This window comes from Devosia sp. (genome assembly GCF_036563435.1).
In the GTDB taxonomy this organism is placed as follows: Bacteria; Pseudomonadota; Alphaproteobacteria; order Rhizobiales; family Devosiaceae; genus Devosia.
Genome location: NZ_DATCMJ010000001.1, coordinates 386224 through 406822, shown reverse-complemented (window position 1 = coordinate 406822; position 20599 = coordinate 386224). Strand labels below are relative to the sequence as shown.

Sequence of the window (20599 nt, the reverse complement as noted above, 5' to 3'; positions counted from 1 at the left end):
GCCTTCCCCCATCATCACTTCACCGCCCCAAAGGTCAGCCCACGCACCAGCTGCTTCTGGCTGAACCAGCCCATCAGCAGGATCGGGGCGATTGCCAAGAGCGATGCCGCCGAGAGCTTGGCGAGGAACAGGCCCTGGGGTGAGGAAAAGCTCGAGATGAACGCCGTCAGTGTCCCCGCACGCCCGGAAGTCAGCGTGATGGTCCAGAAGGCTTCGTTCCAGGCAAGGATGACGTTAAGCAGCAGCGTCGATGCGATGCCGGGCACGGCCATGGGCACCAGCACATGGACGATCTCGTTCCACAGCTCGGCGCCATCCATCCGCGCGGCCTCGAGGATGTCGACCGGGATTTCCTTGAAGTAGGTGTAGAGCATCCAGATGATGATCGGCAGGTTGATCAGGGTCATGATCAGCGTCAGCCCATGCACCGTGTCGAGCAGGCGCAGGTCGCGGAAGATCAGGTAGATCGGGATCAGCACGCCCACCGCCGGCATCATCTTGGTGGAGAGCATCCACATCAGGACGTCCTTGGTCCGCTTGGTGGGCGCGAAGGCCATGGCCCAGGCGGCGGGAATGCCGATGACGAGACCCAGGAGGGTCGAGCCCACCGACACGAGCACCGAATTGGTGGCGTGCTTGATGTAGTCGGAGCGGTCCTGCACGGCGCCGAAGTTTTCCAGCGTCCAAGTCTGCGGCAGGAAGGTCGGCGTGTTGGCAATGGCCTCGGCTTCCGTCTTGAAGGCGGTGAGCACGACCCAAAGAATGGGTGAGAACAGGATCAGCGCGATGATCCAGGCGAGGGCGGTGAAGCCGATGCGGGTCCGGACGGAAACGTTACGGGCCATATTATCTTTCCCTCGCAGGAACTTCAGTAGACCTCATCCTGAGCTTGTCGAAGGACGAGGTCGTGGCGAGATCGGTGGCTGCGATCTCGTGGTTCGACAGGCTCACCATGAGGTCTAGGGAGTGACCGAGTGCGCTACGCATCCAGGTTCTTCCCCACGGCCCGCATCAGGAAGAAGGCGACGATGTTGGCGATGACCACGGCGACCACGCCGCCCGCCGAACCCGCGCCGATGTCGTTGGACAAGATACCGGTACGGAACACCAGGAAGGTGATGTTGGTCGAGGCATAGCCCGGGCCGCCGCCGGTGGTGACGCGGATTTCGGCGAAGATACCCAGAAGGAAGATGGTCTGGATCAGGATCACGATGGTGATCGCCCGCGCCATGTGCGGCAGGATGATGAATCGGAAGCGGTTGACGGCATTGGCGCCGTCCATCTCCGCGGCCTCGCGCTGCTCTTCCGACAGCGACTGGAGGGCGGTCAGGAGGATCAGCGTGGCAAATGGCAGCCACTGCCAGGCCACGATGACGATCACCGAAAACAGCGGATACTGGTTGAACCAGTCGACCGGCTGGAGGCCGAAGGCCTTCCAGAGGTGCCCCAGCATGCCGTAGCCGGGATGCATGAAGCCGTTTTTCCAGATCAGCGCGGCCACCGGCGGCATGACGAAAAAGGGCGAGATGACGATGATGCGGAGGAGGCCCTGGCCCCAGATCGGCTGGTCCAGCAGCAGCGCCAGGAACGTGCCGCCGATCACGGTGATGGCGAGCACGCCGCCCACGAGGATCAGCGTGTTGACCAGCGACTGGGTGAAGCTCGGGTCACCGATCACATAGAGGTAGTTGGCCCAGCCGGCAAAGCCGGTCAGCATGGGGTTGATCAGCGAGTAGTTCTGGAACGAGAACCACAGGGTCATCGCCAGCGGCACGATCATCCAGATAAAGAGCACGATGACGGCCGGCGCCATCATGATGCGCGAAAGCGTGCGGGTTTGGGCGGTGGCCAATTGTTTAGATCTCCTTTGTGGAGAGAACCCCCACCCAGCCTCCCCCTGGGAGGGGAGGGGTGGCTCCACTCGGTGGCAGGATGCTGCCAGAGGCACGATCGGCTCCTCCCCCTCTCAGGGGGAGGGTGGGTGGGGGTGCCGGAGCATCCCCACGCTTTGAGTAATGGCTACTTGATATACCCAGCCCGGGTCATATCGCGCGTCGTCGCTTCCTGGGCCTGGGCCAGGGCGTCGTCGGCCGACATCTGGCCGGCGAGAGCCGCCGAGAACAATTGCCCCACATTGGTGCCGATGCCGGCGAACTCCGGAATAGCGACATACTGGACGCCGACATAGGGCACCGGATCGACGGTGGGCTCATTGGGATTGGCCGCGTTGATGGCGTCGAGCGTCATCTGCGCGAAGGGCGCCGCTTCCTGGTATTCCGGGTTTTCGTAGAGCGAGGTGCGGGTGCCCGGCGGCACGTTGGCCCAGCCTTCGTTCTCGGCCACCAGCGCGAGATAGTCCTTGCTCGTCGCCCAGTTGATGAACTGCTCGGCGGCTTCCTTGTTCTGCGAGGAGTTCGGAATGGCGAGCGACCAGGCCCACAGCCAGTTGCCGCGCTTGCCGAGACCGGTATCGGGCGCCAGGGCAAAGCCGACCTGGTCGGCGACGGTGGAATCGTCCGGGTTGGTCACGAAGGACGCCGCGACCGTGGCGTCGATCCACATGCCGCACTTGCCCTGCTGGAACAGCGTCAGGTTCTCGTTGAAGCCGTTGCTCGAAGCACCGGCCGGGCCGGCATCGGCCATCAGCGACAGGTAGGTGTCGAGCGTTTCCTTCCACTGTGGCGAGTCGAACTGGGGCTGCCAGTTCTCGTCGAACCAGCGGGCGCCGAAGCTATTGGACATGGCGGTAAGGAAGGCGATGTTTTCGCCCCAGCCGGCTTTGCCGCGCAGGCAGATGCCGTTGATGTCATTGGCGCGGTCGGTCATGGCGCGCGCCGCCTCGCCGATGAATTCCCAGGTCGGTTCGGCGGGCATCTCGAGCCCGGCCTTCTCCATCAGGTCCTTGCGGTACATGATGAAGGAGCTTTCGCCATAAAAGGGCGCCGCATAGAGCTCGCCTTCATAGGAAAGGGCGTCGCGGATCGGCGGCAGCAGGTCGTCGACATCGTAGTCGGCATCGCTGCTGAGGTTGGTCAGCGGGCTCAGCCAGCCCTGCTTGGCCCAGATCGGGGCCTCATAGGTGCCAATGGTCATCACGTCATACTGGCCGCCATTGGTGGCGATGTCGGTGGTGACGTTCTGGCGCAGCGTATTTTCTTCCAGCACGACCCAGTTGAGGTCGATGCCGGTCTCTTCGGTGAAGGCCGAAGACAGGCCCTGCATGCGGACCATGTCGCCATTGTTGACGGTGGCGATGGTGAGCGTCTGCGCCGAGGCCGATGTTGCCAGCGCAAGGGTAAACGCGCCCACGAAAAGCGGTGTCAGTTTCATTGTATACCTCCCGAGGCTAGAACGGGCATTTGTTCCAGCCGTGGGCAAATGTTCACTCAGCGATGAACAAGAGTCAAGCCTGCTATGCGCCCACAGCGTGGCGCAGCGGCCCGCCCGGCGAGTTCGGGAGGAAAATAGATTGTCCGATCAGGTGCTTAGTCGGCGAGCAGGCTCTCGGCGCTGCGCTCGTCGGTGATCAGGCCGTTGACCAGGTGCCGGTTCAGCGAGGCGCGGATGCCGGGCAGCTTCCGCTTGCCCATGGCAATGGCCACCACCAGCGATCCGTCGAGGGCGGGCAGGGGCGCGGAGGCCACGCGGTCATTGATGATTCCCTCGATTAACCGGCCATCCTTGTCAAAGCTCCAGCCGCAGATCTCGCCCACGGCACCCGCCTTCTGCAGCGCCGCGAGTTCGGCATCGGTGATGAAGCCGTCGAGGTAAAGCGGCGCATCGGCGTCGATATGGCCCACGCCCACAAAGGTGACGTCGGCCTTGGCCGCCAGCGCCAGCGTTTCGCGAATCATGGGCTGCGCATGCAGCAGCTCGCGCTCACGGGCTGAGGAGGCGATCACCGGCAGCGGCATGGGAAAGCTGCGCGCCTTGACCGCGTCGGCGATGTTGAAGATGACGTTGTAATAGGCGGCCGAGCCGTCGGGGGCGATATTGCCGGTGAGCGAGACCACCTTGTGGTGGAGCGCCTCCATGGGCATGAGCTGCTCCACGGCGGCCTTGAGCGTACGGCCCGTGCCCACCGCCATGACAATCGGCTCGGGGCGGCGCAGCCAGCGCTCGATCTCGGCCGCCGTGGCTTCCGCCAGCCCGATCGTGGTGGATTGGCTGGTCGGGTCGGAGGGCACGACCTCCACCAGGTCAAGCGCGAAGCGCGTCTTCAACCGTTGCCCCAGGTCCATGCAGCGCCCGATCGGGTGGTCGAGGCGCACCTTGATCAAGCCTTCGCTGACCGAAAGCGACACCAGGCGCTGTGCCGACTGCCGCGATATGCCGAGCTTTGCGGCAATTTCTTCCTGAGTATTGCCGGCGACATAGTACAGCCAGCCGGCGCGCGCTGCGTCGTCGAGCCTGGTGCTGGATGTGTCTATTCGCTGCGCCATGAGCCGCCCGTCAGTTCGGGGGGAGTTTTCAGCCAAGTAGCGTCGGCCTGCAAGCCCGTTTGTCGTTACTCGACGCCATGGCGCCGCAACGGCGGCTGGTTGAGTGCGGCGCGCAGGTCGCTCTGGCTGTCCTTGAGATGGCTGCGCATGGCGTCTGCCGCAGCGCGGCTCGAGCGCGCCTTGATGGCATCGAGGATACGCTGATGCGCCGCGATTGTGTCGTGGAGCGTCTGCCCGCGCTGATCATTGCCCCGCCGGCTGATGAAAAATCCGTCCCGCAATGGCACGGACATGGCCTCGAACAGGTAACCAAGAACGCGATTGCCGCTCGCCAGCGCTACCGCCTCGTGGAAACCGAGGTCATGGGAATGGAACTCGCCTTCCTGCTGGCGGGACATGGGCTGGCCCGGCGCGCCCGCTGCCTCGCGCATGCCCTGCAATTCGCTCTCGATGGCGGCGATGCCGGCGCGCGTCGCCCGTTTTGCCGCGAGCGTGGCTGATTGCACTTCAAGCGAGAGGCGCACTTCGATCAGGTCGAGCAAGCCCTTGGAATCGTAGCGGCTGACCGTGGTGAGGAAGTCCCCGAAGGCGGCGCCACTGGGCTCCCGCACCACCGCGCGACGGCCCTTGGCGATGGCCAAGAGCCCGCGCCCCTCGAGCAGTTTCACCGCCTCGCGAATGGTAAGGCGGCTCACGTCGTAGCGCGCCGCCAGGTCCGCTTCGCTGGGCAGGCTGATGCCGGGGCTCATCTCCGTTAGAATGATGCGGGCCAGCGCCTCCGACACAGCCATGGCTGCGCTGGGCTGCTCGACGCGCAGGTCTCCCTCGCCGACGCTCACGATCCCTCCTCAGGTATCTGATACCTTTGCGGTGCCCATGTCGCTTCGCGATCTTGGTCGGGCACGTACCTCATGCGGTCTGGTAAGGTTAGCGACAACTCCTCAGGGGCGCAATCACTGGCAGAAGGCCGTTATCCTTAACTGAGAAACCTCCGGCCACGCTGCCCGGAGCACGGGAATCGGCTTTACAGCCTTATCTGATTATCCTAGGTTCCGGCCCGTGGGCTTGGGAGGGCCCGGCGGCAGCTGCCGTCAAGCAGGAGGACTTCATGCAAGACAGATCGGCTTCGCACCGCAAGGTGTCCGCCGCGCTCATCTGCGCCACTGGCGTGTGCATGTCTGCCCAGGCTTCTCCCCTGACGACCATTCCAAAGCTTCTGAACTCGAATAACTAAGGGAGTCGAGACGTGAAGATCATCAATACGCTTGCCACCGTGCTGGCGGTCGGCGCCATGGCCCTGACTGCTTCCACTGCAGTCTTCGCCCAGGACAAGGGCCAGATCGGCATTGCCATGCCGACGCAGTCTTCGCTGCGCTGGATCTCGGACGGCAACGAGCTCAAGGCTGCTCTTGAAGCCAAGGGCTACACCGTGGACCTGCAGTTCGCGGAAGACGACATCCCGAACCAGCTCGCCCAGATCGAAAACATGGTCACCAAGGGCGTCAAGGCCCTCGTGATCGGCTCGATCGACGGCACCACGCTGTCGGCTGTTCTGCAGCAGGCCGCCGATGCGGACATCAAGGTTGTCGCCTATGACCGCCTGATCCGCGAAACCGAGAACGTTGACCTCTACACCACCTTCGACAACTTCCAGGTCGGTGTGCTCCAGGCCAACTCGCTCGTGAAGGGCCTCAAGGAACGCTTCCCCGACACCAAGCCGTGGAACGTCGAACTCTTCGGCGGTTCGCCGGACGACAACAACGCCTTCTTCTTCTATGATGGCGCCATGTCCGTTCTGCAGCCGATGATCGACTCGGGCGACATCGTCGTGAAGTCCGGCCAGCAGGGCATGGACACCGTTGGTACCCTGCGTTGGGACGGTGCTGTTGCACAGGCCCGTATGGACAACATCCTCTCCGCCAACTACTCGGACGGCTCGGTTGTCCATGGCGTTCTGGCTCCCTATGACGGCCTGAGCCGCGGTATCATCTCGTCGCTGCGCGGCGTTGGCTACGGCTCGGCCGATCAGCCATGGCCCGTGATCACCGGCCAGGATGCGGAAGCTCCGTCCGTCAAGGCGATCGTGGCTGGCGAGCAGTACTCGACCATCTACAAGGACACTCGTGAACTGGCCAAGACCACTGCCGACCTCGTCGACACGCTGGTTTCGGGCGGTACCCCGGAAAACCTCGACACCACCACCTATGACAATGGCGTCAAGGTTGTGCCGTCGGTGCTCCTGACCCCCTACGAAGTCGACGCCACCAACTACCAGGAACTGGTGATCGACTCGGGCTACCTGAAGCCCGAAGACATCCAGTAAGACGAAACTGGGCCTCGCCTCCGGCGGGGCCCAACTCTTGAGGGCATGCTGCATGGGCAGTTTGGATCGCAAGATCTGCCGAAGGCAACAAGGCGACCGGCTCGACAGCCAGGGCGCCTTTACTGTTTTCAGGCAGCCCGATGCACGTACCTCAATTTGCTTGCGCAAGTCTGCCCCTTCTTCTAATCTCGCCTTGCTGGCTTGGGAGGGCCTGGGCGCAAGACGCCACGAGGAGCTTGACGGAAGGCTTGATCAATCACCTGTTCCCGGCGCGCCAGCGGCGAACCGGAGCGTGATTGCTCATGTCCGGACGCAGCATCTCCCACCAGACCATTCTGAAGGGAGACCACAATGAATTTGCTGAAATCGATCACCACCAGCCTGGTGGCCGGGGCTCTCGCCCTTGCCGCGGCCGGTCCGGTTCTGGCCCAGGACAAGGGCTCGATCGGCATCGCCATGCCGGAGCAGACCACCCTGCGCTGGAACTCGGACGGCGCCGAACTCAAGGCTGCGCTCGAAGCCAAGGGCTATACCGTCGATCTGCAATATGCCGGCGACGACATTCCCAACCAGCTGTCGCAGATCGAAAACATGATCACCAAGGGCTCCAAGGCCCTGATCATCGCCGCGCTCGACGGCACCACGCTCAGCGCTGCGCTGGAGCAGGCGGGCGCCGCCGGCATCAAGGTCATCGCCTATGACCGCCTGATCCGCGACACCGCCAATGTCGACTACTACACCACCTTCGACAACTTCCAGGTTGGCGTGCTGCAGGCCAACTCGATCCTCAAGGGTCTCGGCTATCCCGAGAACAAGGGTCCGTTCAACATCGAGCTCTTCGGCGGTTCGCCCGACGACAACAACGCCTTCTTCTTCTATGACGGCGCCATGAGCGTTCTGCAGCCGCTGATCGACGAAGGCGTCCTCGTGGTCAAGTCCGGCCAGCAGGGCATGGACCAGGTCGGTACCCTGCGCTGGGACGGTGCCACCGCCCAGGCCCGCATGGACAACCTCCTGTCCGCCTTCTACTCGGACGGCTCCAAGGTCGATGCCGTGCTGGCGCCCAATGACGGCGTGGCACGCGGCATCCTCTCTTCGCTCAAGGGCATCGGCTATGGCTCGGGCGACCTTTCCTATCCGATCATCTCGGGCCAGGACGCCGAAGTTCCATCGATCAAGGCGATCATCGCCGGCGAACAGTATTCGACCGTCTACAAGGACACCCGTGAACTGGCCCGCGTGACCGCCGACCTGGTGGACAAGGTGCTGGCCGGCGAAGAGCCGACCGACCTCGATACCTCGACCTATGACAACGGCGTCAAGGTCGTGCCGTCGCTGCTGCTGACCCCCTATGAAGTGGACGCGACCAACTACAAGGAACTGGTGGTGGATTCTGGCTACATAAAAGAGTCCGACCTTCAGTAATTGACTGGACCTAGGCCGGGCTTCGCGATAACGCGAGGCCCAATGGCGCGCTGACGTTTACGTCATCGGGCCCGCAAATTCGGCAGGCGGCCACGGCTGGCTGCCGAAGGCGCTCATCAAGGTGAGAAAAGCATGAGCAACACAATTTTGGAGATGCGCAGCATCACCAAGACCTTTCCGGGCGTCAAAGCGCTCTCGGACGTCAATCTCAACGTCCGCGAAGCCGAGATCCACGCGATCGTGGGCGAAAACGGCGCCGGCAAGTCGACCCTGATGAAGGTGCTGAGCGGGGTCTATCCCTCCGGTTCCTATGAGGGCGAAATCGTCTACAAGGGCGAGGTCCAGCACTTCAAGTCGATCCGCGACAGCGAGCACAAGGGCATCGTCATCATCCACCAGGAACTGGCCCTGGTTCCCCTCTTGTCCATTGCCGAGAACATCTTCTTGGGCAACGAGCAGGCCAAGGGCGGCGTGATCGACTGGGATGAGACGCGCGATGGCGCGCGCAAGCTCCTGGGGATGGTCGGCCTGACCGAGGACCCCGACACGCTGGTCACCAATATCGGCGTGGGCAAGCAGCAGCTGGTGGAAATCGCCAAGGCGCTGAGCAAGGAGGTCAAGCTCCTGATCCTCGACGAGCCCACGGCTTCGCTCTCCGAGAAGGACAGCGCCGCGCTCCTCGACCTCCTGATGGAGTTCCGCCGCCAGGGCATCACCTCCATCCTGATCAGCCACAAGCTCAACGAGATCAGCAAGGTCGCCGACCGCATCACCGTGATCCGTGACGGCCGATCGATCGAGACCCTCAACAAGGAAGACATCAGCGAAGACCGCATCATCACGCTGATGGTGGGCCGCTCGCTCGATGACCGTTATCCGCCGCGCGAGCCGCAGATCGGCGACGTGGTGTTCGAGGTCAAGAACTGGTCGGTCTACCACCAGCAGCACCGCGACCGTCAGGTCATCCGCAATATCGATATCAATATCCGCAAGGGTGAGGTCGTCGGCATTGCCGGCCTCATGGGTTCGGGCCGCACCGAGTTCGCCATGAGCGTCTTCGGCAAGTCCTACGGCCAGCGCATCACCGGCGACGTCTTTTTGCACGGCAAGAAGATCGATACCTCGACCGTGGAAAAGGCCGTCGCCAACGGCCTCGCCTACGCGACCGAGGATCGCAAGACCTACGGCCTCAACCTCATCGACCACATCAAGCACAACACAACGCTTGCCAATCTCGGCGGCATCTCGCGTGTCGGCGTGATCGACGACATGACCGAAATGGACGTCGCCAACGAGTACCGCAAGAAGACCAATATCCGCTCATCGAGCGTCTATCAGGTCACCGGCAATCTCTCGGGCGGCAACCAGCAGAAGGTCGTGCTCAGCAAGTGGCTGTTCAGCAATCCTGAAGTGCTGATCCTCGACGAGCCGACCCGCGGTATCGACGTGGGCGCCAAGTACGAAATCTACACCATCATCAACCAACTGGCGGCCCAGGGCAAAGCCGTGCTGGTCATCTCCTCGGAGATGCCCGAGCTGCTCGGCATCACCGACCGCGTCTATGTAATGAATGAAGGCCGCATCGTTGGCGAAATGCCGACCAGCGAAGCCAGCCAGGAAAAGATCATGCGCGCGATCGTCCGCGCGGAAGGGAAGGCATCATGACCACAGAAACCGCCCAGCCGGGCATCACCGCGACCGGCGAACCGGTCAAGGTCCAGGAACTCAGCGTCTGGGGCGCCCTGCGTGCCAACATGCGCGACTATGGCCTCCTGCTGGCCCTGGTCCTCATCATGGTGTTCTTCCAGTATTTCACGGCCGGCGTGCTGTTCAAGCCGGTCAACCTCACCAACATCATCCTTCAGAACAGCTACATCATCGTGATGGCGCTGGGCATGCTGCTGGTGATCGTGGCCGGCCATATCGACCTCTCGGTCGGCTCGGTCTCGGGCTTTGTCGGCGCCTTGGCGGCCATGCTGATGGTGGGCTGGCGCTTCCCGCCCGAATGGGCCTTCCTCGCCAATCCCTTCGTGGCCGGCGCCATCTGCCTAGTCGTGGGCGCCGTCATCGGCGCGGCACAGGGCTACCTGATCGCCTACCACAAGATCCCCAGCTTCATCGTGACGCTGGCCGGCATGCTGATCTTCAAGGGCCTGTCGCTGGCGCTTCTGGCCGGCAAGTCGGTTGGTCCGTTCCCGGCCGAATTCCAGCTCCTCTCGGCTGGCTTCATCCCCGACCTGATTGGCCCCACCACCCTGGTTGCCGCCAGCGAAGGCGTCCAGCCGGTGGTGCTGCACACCACGACGATGGTCATCGCCATCCTCGCCATCGTGGCTATGGTGTTCTTTGCCATCCGCGGCCGTGCCCGCCGCAAGGCCCGCGGCTATGAGAACGAGCCCTTTGCGCTGTTCGTGGTCAAGAACCTCGTGATCGCCGCCATGGTCCTGTTCTTTGCCTATATGCTCGCCTCCTATCGCGGCCTGCCCAACGTCCTCGTGGTCATGGGCATCCTGATCGCGCTCTTTGTGTTCATCACCAAGCGCATGACCTTTGGCCGTCGCATCTATGCACTGGGCGGCAATCTCAAGGCGGCAGCGCTTTCGGGCATCAAGACCGAGCGGATGACCTTCTATGTCTTCGCCATCATGGGTGTGCTGGCCGCGCTGGCCGGCATGATCTACGCGGCCCGCCTCAACTCGGCGACCCCCAAGGCCGGGCAGGGTCTCGAGCTCGACGTGATTGCGGCGGTGTTCATCGGCGGCGCCTCTGCGCTGGGCGGCGTGGGTGCCGTGGCCGGTGCGGTGATCGGCGCCTTCATCCTGGGCGTCATGAACAACGGCATGTCCATCATGGGCATCAACATCGACCTCCAGCAGATGATCAAGGGCGTGGTCCTCCTCGCCGCCGTGTTCTTCGACCTCTACAACAAGAACCGCTCGGCCTGACCGCGCCGGACTGAAGCAAAAAGGGCCGCCGGAGCAATCCGGCGGCCTTTTGTTTAGCTCGGTATGCGTGCGATGACCTTGATCTCGAAGTCGAATCCGGCAAGCCAGTTTACGCCCACGGCTGTCCAGTTGGGGTAGGGCTTGGTGGCGAAATGCCGGCCCTTGGCTTCCATGACGGTCTCGAACTGCCGCTCCGGATCGGTGTGGAACGTCGTCACGTCCACAATGTCGTCAAGGCTGCAACCAGCCGCGGCCAGAACAGCCTTGAGGTTGGTGAACGCCTGCTCGACCTGGGCGGCAAAGTCCGGCTCGGGCGTGCCATCTGCCCTGGTGCCGACTTGTCCTGATACAAAGAGCAGGTCGCCCGAGCGTATGGCGGCCGAATAGCCGTGGGCTTCATACAGGGCGTGACGTTCGGCGGGGAATACGGGTTGGCGCTGGCTCATGATAGGTCTCGCTTGGGAGCGCCGGCAAGGATGCGGCACTTTCATCGACGTAGCAGATTTGATATACGCTACGTATATTAGACACAGATACGTCGCGTATGTCAAATCGCATACGATATGTATGTCAATGGTGGGCGAGATGACCGTGAACAAGCGCCACGCGGCGATGGAAGAAAACCGGGAAAAGCTGATTGCGGCGGGCCGTGCGGCCTTCGCCGAGCATGGCTATGCCGGTGCCTCGATGGACGAGCTCACCGCCGCGGCTGGGCTCACGCGTGGCGCGCTCTACCACAACTTCGGCGACAAGAAGGGGCTGTTGGCCGCCGTGGTGCACAGGATCGACAGCGATATGGCGAGCCGTGCCAAGGCCATCGGCGCCGCCCACGCCGACCCTTGGGCAGGTCTCCTTGCGGAGGGCGCAGCCTATATCAGGATGGCGCTAGACCCCGAAGTGCAGCGCATCGTGCTGCTGGACGGCCCGGCCATTCTGGGTGATCCATCCAAATGGCCGAGCCAGGACAGCTGCCTGCACGCCACACAGCAAGCGATCGAAGAACTGATGGCCTCGGGAGTTGTCAAGCGCGTGGATGCCGAGGCTGCCGCCCGGCTCCTGAGCGGGGCCGCGCTCAACGCCGCGCTCTATGTGGCGGCCAGCGATGATCCGGAAGCAACGCTGCCGAAAACGGTTGAAGCGTTCAGTGCACTGGCATCCGGGCTGCTGGCCTGACCGTCATTTGATCCCTCATAGCCGGCAACCTCTATCCTGACTGCCGATGCATTGATGAACGAAAGCCGCCGGAGCGATCCGGCGGCCTTCTCGTCAGTAGGCGACCTCGACATCGAGCACCCAGGTCACACCGAACCTGTCCTTGAGCATGCCATAGAGCGGGGACCAGCCGGAGGGGGCCAGCGGCTGCAAGATGGCGGCTCCTTCGGCTAGCTTGGTCCAGTATGCCGTCAGCTGGTGAGGATCTGTCCCGCGGGCTGAGACGAAAAACGAATTCTCACCTGCCGCAAAGGGACGGCTCGCCGGCACGTCGAAGGCCATGATGCGGAAGCCTTCCGGGCTGACCACCTGCCCAAAGGCAACGAGCTCGGCCTCGTCCGGGGCAAAGCTCGGATAGGCCTGGCTATGGGTCGCCAGCATGATTTCGCCGCCGAATACGGAGTGGTAAAATTGAAGTGCGGCCCGGGCGTCACCGCGGAAGTTGAGGTGGGTCGTGGTGGTGATAGTCACGGCGATTTCCTTGCGTTGTGGGATGCCGCTGCTATAGCCAGGGGCAACTGCCAGTTTCCGACAGTTGGACCCGTGGCCCGATCCGATCGTCTGCTTCGCCTCCTTCAGGTCATGCGCGTCCTGCCGCCGCCCCTGACCGCCGCGCGCCTCGCCGCCGAGACTGGCGTTTCGCTGCGCTCGCTGTATCGCGACATCGACAGCCTGCGTGCCGCCGGGGCCCGGATCGATGGCGAGCGCGGCTATGGCTACAGGCTGACCGAGGATTTTGCCCTGCCGCCGCAGATCTTCGATCGCCTCGAAATCGAAGCGCTGGTGCTGGGTCTGAGCGAAGTGCGCCACATGGGGGATGCCAAGCTCGCCGATGCTGCAGTGTCGGTCCTCGCCAAGGTGGCCGCAACGCTGCCCGACGAGCGGGAGCAGCAGATGTTGCATGCCGTCTCCCAGGTCTATCGTCCGGTCACACGCTACGGCCTCACCGTCGATATGAGCGAGATCCGCCAATGCTGCTGGCAGGAGCAGGCCGTAGCCCTCCGCTATGGCGACGAGCATGGCGCGGTCACCAACCGCACCATCTATCCCCTGTCACTGGCCTATTCCGAGCGCGTGCTGGCCGTGCTCGCCTGGTGTTGTCTACGGCAAGACTTCCGCATCTTCCGCGCCGACCGCATCCAGGCCGCCGTGCCGACGGGCGAGAGCTTCCGGCCCCGCCGCGCTAGCCTGTTGCGGGACTACCTGGAGCAGCTCCGCAGTCGGCCCGCATCGCATTCCTCCGGCTAAGGCTCGATCTCCGTGTCCTGCCGCCCGCCCCATTCCGTCCACGACCCATCATAGACTGCCACATCCTCGGCGCCGGCGAGCTTCAGTGCCAGAGCGAGGGTCGAAGCGGTGATGCCCGAGCCGCAGGAGGTGATGATGGGCTGGTCGAGATCGAGGCCGCGCTCGGCAAACAGTTGCTGCAGTTCCCCTGCCGGCTTCATCTGCCCGGCCTCGGTAAGGAGGCTCACCGGCACGTTGAGGCTCCGGGGGATGTGGCCCGAGCGCAGGCCAGGGCGGGGCTCGGGTACTTCGGCGTGAAAGCGTGGCGCCGGGCGGGCATCGGCAATCTGGGCCTCCCCGTCGCGGCTGCGCTCGCGCACAAACTCGATGTCGGCCACAAGTTCGGGATCGAAATGCGCCTCGAAGATCTGGCGCGGGCGCGATACTAGCCCCGCTTCGGTGGGGCGCCGCTCGGCCCGCCATTTCGGACCGCCCCCGGCGAGGATGCGCGCGTCTTGGGCGCCCATCGCCTTGAAGGTCCACCACACCCGTGGCGCCGAAAACACGCCCAGCTCGTCATAAATGACGATGGTCATGCTGTCGGAAATGCCCAGCGCCCCCACCATGCGCGCGAAGTCGTTGGGGGCGGGCAGCATATGGGGCAGGTCGGTCGTGGTGTCGGCAATGCCGTCGATGTCGAAGAACACCGCGCCCGGAATGTGGCCCGCCAGGTATTCGGCCTGCGCATTGCGCGCGGCATTGGGCATGTGCCAGCTGCCGTCGACCACGACAACGTTCGCATCGTTCAGATTTTGGGCCAGCCACTCGGTTGTGACGAAAGGACTTTCCATGAGCCAACTCCTGGTGCGCAACATACAATGACCCTATCGCCGGTGCGGGTCCAGCAATGAAGTGCGGACCCGCCGCGGCAAACTTATCCCCGCCCGCTCTCAGCGCGCTTACACTCAACCTCATTGGCCCGCCAGAGCGCGATCATGACGAGTGATGCGCGGGTCGATGCCGGGGAGTCCGGGTCGCCGGACTCACGCATGGATGCTGACCACCGGTTTCGCACCGGCTGGGGGATAGGCCTCCTTCGGGAGACTGAACGGTGCCAGAGACGGTTCAACCGCAGGGCACCCATCCTGCAGCCGGTCCGATTCAGGCCTTGTGCCGCCGCTCGATGCGTGTGCGACAAAACCGGCGTGGCGGCGAGGCTCTGCTTCACTTCCACTTATCCACATCAGAGGCAGACGCCTCGCCGTCACCGCTCACCGTAAAACCGCGTCCGAGGCGGCGCTTCTGCTCGCCTCGCGCTAGAGCACCAGCATGTCCTTGCCGGCAAGGCTTATTGTAACGGTCTCGCCGCGGCTGGGAGGCGCGCTGCGCTGATCGTTGAAGGTGTCGAGGCTGACGACGTTCCGCCCCAGCTGGACGCGCAGCCGGATCACCGAGCCCAGAAAAGTCACGTCGGCAATGGTGCCGGAAAGCGTGATGTCATTGCCGGGGCGCGCGCCGACCGCCAGCACTTCAGGCCGCAGGGTCAGCGAAACCGCGGCCCCATTGCCGGCCGTGGCGGGCAGGGCGGGGACCACCGCCGTTTGTCCATCGATGGTGACGGTCTTGCTCTGGGCGTCAACCACCGTGGCCTCGATCGTGTTGAGGTGGCCAACAAAGGTCGCGACGAAGCGGGTGGCGGGCGTGTTGTAGATCTCGTGCGGCGCACCCAACTGCTCGATAGTGCCGCTGTTCATCACCACGATACGGTCGGAAATCGACAGTGCCTCTTCCTGGTCGTGCGTAACGAAGATGGTGGTGATGCCTAGGTCGAGTTGGATGGCGCGGATTTCCTCGCGCAGCGATACGCGAATCTTGGCGTCGAGCGCCGACAGCGGCTCGTCTAGGAGCAGCATGCGCGGCCGCGGTGCAATGGCGCGCGCCAGCGCCACGCGCTGCTGCTGACCGCCGCTCATCTCATAGGGGTAGCGCTTCTCAAAGCCGGGCAGGCCGATGAGCCTTAGCATCTCATCGACGCGAGCCCGCCGCTCCTCGGCGCCGACGCCCGCGATCTTGAGGCCAAAGCCGATATTGTCGCCGACGGTGATGTTGGGAAACAGCGCATAAGCCTGGAACACCATGCCCAGCCGGCGCTGGTTGGGCTTGAGCCCGGTAATGTCCTGCCCGTCCACGCGGATCGAGCCGGAGCTGGGCTGTTCGAAGCCGGCAATCATGCGCAGGATGGTGGTCTTGCCACAGCCCGAAGGCCCAAGGAGGGAAATGAATTCGCCCTTGCTGAAGCCAAAGCTGACGCCCTTGACTACAGTATTGGTGCCAAAGGATTTGACGAGGTTCTGGACTTCGAGGAAGGCGGCCATGGGTCAGTCGGTCCTGGCGGAAGTGCGAGGGGCAAAGCGGCCGAGCACGTTGATCATGCCCATGGCGCCCCAGGTGATGATGAAGGAAATGATGGCCAAAGCTGCCGGCTCATAGGCCCGGTTGGTGCCAATGCCGACGAGGTAAGGGCCGAAGGCCGGGCGGTTCAGCAGCGATGCAATGGTGAATTCGCCGATGACAATGGCAAAGGTCAAAAAGGCGCCCGACAGGATAGCGACCAGGATATTGGGCAGGATGATCTGGCCGATAATCTGCGCCTGGTTGGCGCCCATGATCTGCGCCGCCTCGGTCAGCGTGCCGATATCGATAGTGCGCATGCCGTTGTCGACGGCGCGATACATATAGGGCAGGGCCAGCGTCACATAGGCCCCGGTCAGCAGGATATCGGTGCCCAGCGCCGAGCCGGTGAAGGGAACAAGGGAAGAGGAATTGTAGAGCCGGATATAGCCGTAGACCAGCACCAGCGCCGGGATCACCAGCGGCAGCAGCGTGATAAATTCCATGAACGGCCGCAACCACGGCATGCGCAGTCGCACGAAATAAACCGCCGGCACCACCACCAGGACGCCGACCACAATGGTCAAGGCGCCGATCACCAGCGAATAGCCAAAGCTGGCAGCAAAGGCCGGGTCGGAAAACACCGACTGGTAGGCATCGAAGCTATATTCGCCGCGGCGCATGCGCAGCGAGAACTCGAAGGTGGCGATCAGCGGCACGATGAAATAGGCCGCGCCGACAGCAAAGATCACCCAGGGCCAAAATCTGCTGGTCTTCATTTCATCCACCGCTCGGCCCGGGTCGCGACGGTCAGGTAGATGACATTGGCAACCGAGGTAATGACGATCATGCCTAGCGCCAGCGCGGCGCCCAGACCGGGGTTCTGCAGCGCATCGCCGCGGATCTGGTTATAGAGCAGCACCGTCACGATGTTGAGGTTCGATCCGGTCAGTGCCCAGGCCGTGGCGATCGCCCCGAAGGCATTGGCAAACAGCAGCGACAGCGTGCCCAGGAAACTGGGCCAGAGGATAGGCAGCCCAACATGACGCCAGAACTGCCACCGGCTTGCGCCAAGCATCTGAGCTGCCTCGCTCCACTCCTTCTTCAGCCCGTCCACCGCCGGTGCAATGGTCAGCATCATCAGCGGGATCTGGAAATAGAGGTAGGTTAGCGTGAGCCCCCAGAAGCCGAGGAGATTGAAGCCCGAGCGATAGATATCCACGCCGAACACGGTGCGCAGTATAATGGTCGCGAGGCCCAGACGTCCCAGGGTGGCTATGAATGCAAAGGCCAGGGGCACACCGGCGAAGTTGGAGGCAACGCCGGAAAAGGTCATCACGGCGGAGCGCAGCGGCAAAGGCAGGCGGCCGCGAATTATGGCCAGGGTTATGGCGAGCCCGATCAGCGCGCCCAGAATGGCGGAGGCACCCGAAATACGAATGGAGATCCAATACGCGGAGAGGATTTGCGGCGTGATAAGCCCGGCAATGTTGTCCAGCGTGAAGTTTCCGGCCCGGTCGGTAAAGGCGCCGCTGATCAGCGACAGTGTCGGCATGAAAAGGAACATCACCGCGAAGACGACAAACGGGACGACGGCAAGTGCGTCCCATGGAATGCGGCGGGGAGAGGTAGACGCTTGGTTTTCGATGCGCGACATGCCTAGCCTTGACCGAAGTGTTTGGCACGATCGTGCCTATTACTGGAAGCGGCACCTCCCCCTTAACGGGGGAGGCCGGGTGGGGGTGCGGGTTGGCCCCGATATACGGGCTAAACGCCCCCCACCCTTGATCCCTCCCCGCAAGGGGGAGGGAGCCGACTGAAGCTTCAGTCGCAGATCAGCTTACTGCACGCTCGCCCCAACCGTGCTGTCCCAGCCGGTGGTGATCGTGGTCTTGTTGGCGTTCTGCTCCTCGATAGTGGGGAACACGGCCTTGGCGTAGTTCTCCGCCGCCGGCAACTTGGCCATCAGGTCATCCGGCAGAACGCCCGCTTCGGCCATGGCGTTGAAGCGGATGGGGTGGCAGTAGCCGGCGAGCCAGCCGAGCTGGCCTTCGTCCGAATAGAGGTACTCCATCCAGAGCTTGGCGGCGTTGGGATGGGGAGCATGGGCCGAGATGGCCTGGACATAGACGCCGGCGACGACACCGTCAGACGGCACCACGACTTCGATCGGCGGGTTGCCGTTGAGGTTGTCACGGGCGGCGAGGAGGTTGTAGTCCCAGTTGATAGCAATCGGGGTCGTGCCCTGAGCGATCGAGGCGGCTTCGGCGTCGACGGGCACGAAGTTGCCCTTGTCATTGAGGGCCTTGAAGAACTCGAGACCGGCCTGTGCGCCGTTGGCAGCATCGGCACCGGTGGATAGACCGGCAGCGTAGACCGAAAGGATGGCGTTGTTGGACGTGCGCGGATCGCCGGCAAGAGCGACCGAGTTGGCATAATCATCCTTCTGCAGGTCAGCCCAGGACTGGGGATTGTCGCCGGTGATGATGTCCTTGTTGATGCCGAAGGCGAGGACGCCGTAGTAGTCGCCGTACCAGAAGCCTTCTTCGTCCTTGGCATCGGCCGGAATGTCGTCCCAGGTAGAAACCTTGTAGGCCTGCAGCAGGCCTTCTTCCTTGGCCTGCGGGCCGAAAGCGAGGCCGATATCGAGGACGTCGGGCGCCTGTGGGCCGGTGTTGCCGATATTGGCGCGAACGGCTTCGAGTTCGTCGGCCGAACCGGCATCGGGGTTGAGTTCGTTGATGGTGATGCCGGGATACTTGGCCTTGAAGCCTTCGATCACGCCGCCATAGTTGCACCAGGAGTGCGGTAGGGCGATCACGGTCAGCTGGCCTTCGCCCTTGGCAGCTTCATAGAGCGCGTCGAGGTCGGCCTGGGCAAAGGCGGGGGCGGAAACGGCAAAGGCGGCCAGCACCGAAACGGATGCGCCGAGCAAATTCTTGATGGACATGTTCAGTCTCCCTGAAAGTCGTCCGCTGGCGTTCTTCAAAGAAGCTGCGGCGAGCCGGCGTGGCATTAGAGAGAGGACATGACAGTGCGATGACGGCGCCGATATCTGTCCTCCCCCGCTCGGCTGGCGCTATAATCCAGGTCGTGGAGAGCAGTGAGGAGGCCGACGGTTTAAGACAATAGGGTAACAGGTTTACGACGGTGTTTAGCGAGTGACGTTCTGGGGAGCGGGCCCCGTGCTTTCCCGAAGCACCAGTTCCACCGGCCAGAGCTCGTGCACGTCGTCGATCTTTTTGCCGCCCAGGATCTGGAGGATCAGTTCGGCCACTCGGGTTCCCGCCTGCCTTATGGAGGAGCGGGTAGTCGACATGGTGGGGAACATGTTGTCGGCGTTGAGATAGGGGAAGACATCGTCATGGGCGATCAGCGACACGTCCCGTCCCAGCGTCAGTCCCGCCTGCCGGATGGCGCGGAACACGCCCAGCGCCGTCATCATCGAGCCCGCCATGAAAGCTGTGGGCGGCGAATCCATCTGCAGCATGGATTGCGCGAGGCGGAACCCGGCTTCGTCGGTGAAGACGGAATTGCTCATCAGCGCCGCGTCGAACGGAACGCCACGGGCAGACAGCGCGGCCAGGTAGCCCAGTTCGCGATGTTCGGCAAAGGTGCGGCCCTTGATCCCGTTGAGGAGGGCAATGCGGCGATGGCCGAGGTCGAGGAGGTGACCGGTTGCGCGCTCTACCGCCCCGGTATTATCGATGTCGAGCCAGGCCACGGTCTCCCCAATATTGGTGCGGCCATGCAGCACAAAGGGAATGCGCAGGTCCTTGAGGAGCTTCACCCGTTCGTCCACCACCTTGGGCGAGTGGAGCACAATGGCGTCGACCTTTTGGCTGGCGGCAATACGCCGATAGGCAGCGACTTCGTCCTGATAGGAGTCCACCGTGGTGACGAGGATATCGATCTCCTCGGTCGCCATCCGCCCGCCCATGCCGGCGAGGAATTCGCTCATATGCGGCCCCAGCTCCTCGGCCCCCCGCAGCACGAGGCCGATGGCGCCCGACCGCCCCGTGGCCAGGCGCAGCGCGCTGGCGTTGGGGCGATAGCCCAACCGCTCGGCCGTTTCGGCTACACGCAGGCGCGTTGCCTCATTGACCTCAGGATAGCCATTGAGCGCGCGGCTTACAGTGGTTTGCGACAGGCCGAGATGCTCGGCCAAATCCTTGAGTCTCATTGCTGCCAACTGGTTCCGGACAGTTTCACGCGCACCGATAAGGTGCATACGGTCTGCCTTTTGGAACGCGCGGCCTGCATCTCCGGCAGAGCCGCTTCCTCCTCCGAAGGGCTATTCAAAGCGATTTCAAATTTCTCCGCAAGCCGGGATTTCACCCGCCGCAGCATTGAGGTGCGTACGTCAGGGTTTCCACCCGCAAAACAAGGAGCTTCTTCATCGTGGAACCATAAGGCGCTGTAAGCATTAGGGAAAAATCCGGAGCGATCTTGAGAAGCTAACAATCCGTTGATGTGCCGCTTGACAGGAATACATGGCTCTGGTTCTTTTTCACTCAAAGCGCTTTGGAAACTCGACAAACAAGACGTTGAGGCCAGCCTTTTAGGGAGGAAGCAGGTTCGCGGCGCCATGCGCCGCATGACCATGCATGCCTCTCTCAACTTGGTTCATTCGG

General features: G+C 63.0%; 20 protein-coding genes. 6 read left to right on the top strand and 14 right to left on the bottom strand.

Annotation, left to right across the window (positions count from 1 at the left end; translation table 11 throughout):
• Positions 1-14: 14 nt before the first annotated feature.
• The 5 genes from VIL88_RS01945 to VIL88_RS01925 all read right to left on the bottom strand — a co-directional run bounded on the left by VIL88_RS01945 (position 15) and on the right by VIL88_RS01925 (position 5281).
• Positions 15-845 (bottom strand): carbohydrate ABC transporter permease, encoded by an 831-nt coding sequence (locus VIL88_RS01945; protein ID WP_331985366.1) that lies wholly within the window; start codon positions 843-845, stop codon positions 15-17.
• Positions 846-979: 134 nt separating this feature from the next.
• A complete protein-coding gene (locus tag VIL88_RS01940) occupies positions 980-1852 on the bottom strand; it encodes a sugar ABC transporter permease (protein WP_331985364.1) in 873 nt (290 codons plus the stop codon).
• Positions 1853-2019: 167 nt separating this feature from the next.
• Entirely contained in the window at positions 2020-3330 is a 1311-nt protein-coding gene (locus tag VIL88_RS01935) for a sugar ABC transporter substrate-binding protein (protein WP_331985362.1), read from the bottom strand.
• Positions 3331-3485: 155 nt separating this feature from the next.
• Positions 3486-4442: a sugar-binding transcriptional regulator gene (locus VIL88_RS01930; RefSeq protein ID WP_331985360.1), complete on the bottom strand. Its 957-nt coding sequence runs from the start codon at positions 4440-4442 to the stop codon at positions 3486-3488.
• 65 nt (positions 4443-4507) lie between these two features.
• Positions 4508-5281, bottom strand: a complete 774-nt coding sequence (locus tag VIL88_RS01925; RefSeq protein WP_331985358.1) for a FadR/GntR family transcriptional regulator — start codon at positions 5279-5281, stop codon at positions 4508-4510.
• 407 nt (positions 5282-5688) lie between these two features.
• Between VIL88_RS01925 and chvE (VIL88_RS01920) the strand changes: the two genes are divergently transcribed.
• The 4 genes from chvE (VIL88_RS01920) to mmsB all read left to right on the top strand — a co-directional run bounded on the left by chvE (VIL88_RS01920) (position 5689) and on the right by mmsB (position 11135).
• Positions 5689-6765, top strand: coding sequence for a multiple monosaccharide ABC transporter substrate-binding protein (gene chvE / locus VIL88_RS01920; RefSeq protein WP_331985356.1), 1077 nt, complete (start codon positions 5689-5691; stop codon positions 6763-6765).
• Between the two features lie 360 nt (positions 6766-7125).
• Positions 7126-8190 carry a multiple monosaccharide ABC transporter substrate-binding protein gene (gene chvE / locus VIL88_RS01915; RefSeq protein WP_331985711.1) on the top strand — a complete coding sequence of 355 codons (1065 nt, stop codon included), beginning with the start codon at positions 7126-7128 and terminating at the stop codon, positions 8188-8190.
• Between the two features lie 132 nt (positions 8191-8322).
• On the top strand, positions 8323-9855 hold the full coding sequence (gene mmsA / locus VIL88_RS01910) for a multiple monosaccharide ABC transporter ATP-binding protein (RefSeq protein WP_331985354.1): 1533 nt from the start codon (positions 8323-8325) through the stop codon (positions 9853-9855).
• Positions 9856-9944: 89 nt separating this feature from the next.
• Positions 9945-11135: a multiple monosaccharide ABC transporter permease gene (gene mmsB / locus VIL88_RS01905; protein ID WP_331985709.1), complete on the top strand. Its 1191-nt coding sequence runs from the start codon at positions 9945-9947 to the stop codon at positions 11133-11135.
• 53 nt (positions 11136-11188) lie between these two features.
• Here mmsB and VIL88_RS01900 read toward each other — a convergent pair whose 3' ends face one another.
• Positions 11189-11581, bottom strand: a complete 393-nt coding sequence (locus VIL88_RS01900) for a RidA family protein (RefSeq protein ID WP_331985352.1) — start codon at positions 11579-11581, stop codon at positions 11189-11191.
• 139 nt (positions 11582-11720) lie between these two features.
• On the opposite strand from VIL88_RS01900, the gene VIL88_RS01895 reads away from it, so the two are divergent.
• On the top strand, positions 11721-12308 hold the full coding sequence (locus tag VIL88_RS01895) for a TetR/AcrR family transcriptional regulator (RefSeq protein WP_331985350.1): 588 nt from the start codon (positions 11721-11723) through the stop codon (positions 12306-12308).
• A gap of 93 nt (positions 12309-12401) precedes the next feature.
• Here VIL88_RS01895 and VIL88_RS01890 read toward each other — a convergent pair whose 3' ends face one another.
• Entirely contained in the window at positions 12402-12818 is a 417-nt protein-coding gene (locus VIL88_RS01890; protein ID WP_331985348.1) for a VOC family protein, read from the bottom strand.
• A gap of 72 nt (positions 12819-12890) precedes the next feature.
• Here VIL88_RS01890 and VIL88_RS01885 point away from each other — a divergent pair, with 72 nt between their 5' ends.
• Positions 12891-13595 (top strand): YafY family protein, encoded by a 705-nt coding sequence (locus tag VIL88_RS01885; protein ID WP_331985346.1) that lies wholly within the window; start codon positions 12891-12893, stop codon positions 13593-13595.
• Here VIL88_RS01885 and sseA read toward each other — a convergent pair.
• The 7 genes from sseA to VIL88_RS01850 form a co-directional block, all read right to left on the bottom strand.
• Positions 13592-14425 (bottom strand): 3-mercaptopyruvate sulfurtransferase, encoded by an 834-nt coding sequence (sseA, locus tag VIL88_RS01880; RefSeq protein WP_331985344.1) that lies wholly within the window; start codon positions 14423-14425, stop codon positions 13592-13594. The genes VIL88_RS01885 and sseA overlap by 4 nt on opposite strands.
• Positions 14426-14890: 465 nt before the next feature.
• Positions 14891-15949, bottom strand: coding sequence for an ABC transporter ATP-binding protein (locus tag VIL88_RS01875; RefSeq protein ID WP_331985342.1), 1059 nt, complete (start codon positions 15947-15949; stop codon positions 14891-14893).
• Positions 15950-15952: 3 nt separating this feature from the next.
• On the bottom strand, positions 15953-16744 hold the full coding sequence (locus tag VIL88_RS01870; protein ID WP_331985340.1) for an ABC transporter permease: 792 nt from the start codon (positions 16742-16744) through the stop codon (positions 15953-15955).
• A complete protein-coding gene (locus VIL88_RS01865) occupies positions 16741-17622 on the bottom strand; it encodes an ABC transporter permease subunit (protein ID WP_331985338.1) in 882 nt (293 codons plus the stop codon). Before VIL88_RS01865 ends, VIL88_RS01870 begins: the two co-directional genes overlap by 4 nt.
• Positions 17623-17805: 183 nt before the next feature.
• Positions 17806-18915: an ABC transporter substrate-binding protein gene (locus VIL88_RS01860; RefSeq protein WP_331985336.1), complete on the bottom strand. Its 1110-nt coding sequence runs from the start codon at positions 18913-18915 to the stop codon at positions 17806-17808.
• A gap of 204 nt (positions 18916-19119) precedes the next feature.
• On the bottom strand, positions 19120-20148 hold the full coding sequence (locus VIL88_RS01855; protein ID WP_331985334.1) for a substrate-binding domain-containing protein: 1029 nt from the start codon (positions 20146-20148) through the stop codon (positions 19120-19122).
• Positions 20145-20570 (bottom strand): hypothetical protein, encoded by a 426-nt coding sequence (locus VIL88_RS01850; protein WP_331985332.1) that lies wholly within the window; start codon positions 20568-20570, stop codon positions 20145-20147. The genes VIL88_RS01855 and VIL88_RS01850 overlap by 4 nt, the downstream gene beginning before the upstream one ends.
• Positions 20571-20599 lie beyond the last annotated feature (29 nt).